General features: G+C 47.6%; 2 protein-coding genes. Both read left to right on the top strand.

The window, feature by feature from the left end; genetic code table 11:
- Window positions 1–226: 226 nt before the first annotated feature.
- Entirely contained in the window at window positions 227–2,866 is a 2,640-nt protein-coding gene (gene alaS / locus J7J62_04195) for an alanine--tRNA ligase (GenBank protein MCD6124355.1), read from the top strand.
- Window positions 2,866–3,246 (top strand): DUF4140 domain-containing protein (locus J7J62_04190; GenBank protein ID MCD6124354.1); only part of this gene is annotated, 381 nt, incomplete at its 3' end. The genes alaS and J7J62_04190, both read left to right, overlap by 1 nt.

Below are 3,246 nucleotides of genomic sequence, written 5' to 3'. Positions count from 1 at the left end.
GTTTGCAAGTGCAACGAAAAGGAAATGCTCGCTGATACTCCGATGGAAGTAAGCTAATCACTATCACCTTAAACCATCATCTTACAAACGAACTTCCCACTATAAAATCAGATTAAAATTAGAAACCGTTGTATCTCCTATACAAGGGCGCAGCGCGCCTTAACCTCTTCTTGCAATCTCGTTAAAATATCTTATTATTAGCACGGTAAGTATATCGGAGGATTCTATGAAGTCCGAGCTTGTCAGGAAGACTTTTCTCGATTTTTTCCGGGAACGAGGGCATACCATAGTTCCGTCCTCGCCGGTGGTTCCTGTTGGCGACCCCACGCTTCTTTTCACCAACGCCGGCATGAATCAGTTTAAGGACATATTCCTCGGCAAAGTCCCCTGCCCCTACGACCCCCCTCGTGCCGCATCGGTGCAAAAGTGCATACGAGTTTCAGGCAAACATAATGACTTGGAAGAAGTCGGTCGCGATGGCTGGCATCATACATTTTTTGAGATGCTGGGCAACTGGTCTTTTGGCGAATATTTCAAAAGGGAAGCAATACTTTGGGCATGGGAACTTATGACAAAGTTCTACGGGATTCCAGCGGAAAAACTCTGGGCAACCGTTTACGAAAGCGACGATGAAGCATATAGAATCTGGATTGAGGAAATTGGTCTTCCACCGGAAAAGGTAGTAAGGTGCGGCATGAAGGACAACTTTTGGGAGATGGCTGATACGGGACCCTGCGGACCCACTACTGAGATTCACTATGACTGGGGCAAAGAACTTGACCCCGATGGCGTGCCAAATGCGTCCGACAGATTCGTTGAGGTCTGGAATATCGTTTTCATGCAGTACTTTCGCGATAAAGACGGTGAACTTCACGACCTACCGGCGAAAAATGTCGACACAGGGATGGGTTTCGAGCGTTTGGTGGCAGTGCTTCAGGGGACGCGGGATAACTACCAAACGGACATTTTCAGCCCGCTTATCGAGCGCATTTCGGAGCTGAGCGGACACGATTACGAAGAGGGTGGACAGATAACAATGGCTTTTCGGGTTTTGTCGGACCACATTCGTGCTTTGTCTTTCGCTATAGCGGATGGAGCTATACCGGGGAACACAGGTCGAGGCTATGTTTTGAGAAGAATTTTGAGGCGCGCAGCTCGATTCTCGCGCATACTCGGCGTGCACGAGCCTATAATGTATAAACTCGTCTCCCCGCTCGTTGACAAAATGGGGAACGTGTATCCTGAACTTAAGAAAAACGCCGACACTATCGCGCAGATAATAAAGGCAGAGGAAGAACGCTTCGGGAAAACTCTCGACTTTGGAATCGAACTGTTCAACAACATAATTGAACAACTGGAAAAGAGGGGCGAACGGACTATACCGGGCGAGGATGCGTTCAGGCTTTACGATACATATGGGTTTCCTCTCGATTTAACCCAGCTTATGGCGCGTGAGTTAGGTTTCGATGTGGATGTCGATGGTTTTGAAAAACTGATGCAAAAGCAACGCGAGCGTGCACGTGCTGCAGCGGGATTCGATGTAGTTCACAAGAAGAAACCCGATTGGATAAGAATAACTGATGGTGAGGATAGCAGGAGCTTGTGCTACGAAACTGAACGAGCCGAGGCTCAAATAAGGCTGGCAAGAGCTGGTGAGAACAATACTGTCGAGGTCGTTCTTTCACAAACACCGTTTTACGCTGAGCGTGGCGGGCAGGTAGGCGATACTGGAAAGTTGAAAGGCGATGGTTTTGAGCTTGAAGTACTGGATACCCAACTTGAGGGAGAACACATCGTCCATATCTGCAGGGGCGATGCGGCAAAACTGATAGAGATTTTCAGGAGTTCACCGGATGTGATAGCAGAGGTCGACCACGAGCGTCGCGCGGAGATAAGACGAAACCACACGGCAACACACTTGCTACACAAGGCACTGCGGATGGTTCTCGGCGACCATGTAAGGCAAGCGGGTTCACTGGTGGCACCGGACCGTTTACGGTTTGACTACACCCATTTCGAGGCGCCGACTCAGGAACAGCTGCGAAGAATAGAGGAAATAGTTAACGAAAAGATTATGGAAAATTTGCCCGTGGAAACTGTCGTGACCAAATATGAAGACGCCATAAAATCGGGTGCGGTGGCGCTTTTCGAGGAGAAGTACGGAGCTGTGGTTAGAATGGTAAAGATAAACGACTTTTCGAAAGAGCTTTGTGGTGGAACACATGTCTCACGAACGGGTGATATAGGGCTTTTCGTCATCGTGCGTGAGGAAAACATAGGTTCAGGAATGCGTAGAATAGAGGCGATGACCGGTAAGCATGCTTATAGGTATGTTTCAAATTTGAGAAATCTTTGGGCTGAGGTGGAAAGGACACTTAGGGCAACAGGAGATGATGTTTTAACCAAAATAGAGAAGCTTTTTGAACGGATTAAGGAACTGGAGAAAAGGTCGCGGCATTCTGGGGAATTCGACGCGGCGAAAGTCGCTTCTTCCTTAATTTCCGAAGCGAAGCGGATTAACAATGCGAAGTTGGTGGTAGGCAAAGTCAATGCCGTAAGCAGGGATGAATTAATGCAAGTCCTCGGCATTCTTGAGAAGGAACTACCTTCTGCGCTGATTTTCCTTGCTTCCGCACTTGAGAACGGCAAAGCTGCCTTCGTATGCCGCATTACCGCCGATGTAATAAGAAAGTTTGGCATTAATGCTGGTGAACTTGTGAAAAAGGCAGCGCAAATTACAGGTGGCGGCGGCGGTGGAAGACCCGACTTCGCACAGGCAGGCGGAAAAAATCCTGAAAAAATTGATGAGGCTTTAAAAGCTGTCCTAAAGATAATAGACAAAAAATTTTCTAACAGGGGGGCATAATGAGGAAAGTAGTATTATCAATTGTGATATTTGCGACCCTCATATTTGCAGATGTGGACATATGGGTTGACGGTGGGGCAAAAAGCAAATCGGTAATAAATAGTGTCACAGTCTACGCTGACCGTGCCCTTGTCGAAAGAACGGGAAAAGTAAGTCTAAAAGCTGGGGACGGCAAGATTTTTATCGGCTACCTTCCGCAGCAGATCGATAGGAATTCGGTAAGAATAAGCGTTAAAACTTCCGGGGATGTGAAGCTCGGCGGTATCGAGGTGTTTTTCGAACGCTATGAACCTCAGATTATTAAGGCATTGCGGGATTCGATAAAGATGTTTGAGGATAAGCTTGACGAGCTTAAGGTAGAGGAACAGGGACTTCAGACA

It is taken from the genome of bacterium, assembly GCA_021159335.1.
GTDB lineage: Bacteria > UBP14 > UBA6098 > B30-G16 > B30-G16 > JAGGRZ01.
The sequence above is the reverse complement of the archived record's forward strand: the minus strand, read 5'-3'. Positions and strand labels throughout refer to the sequence as shown.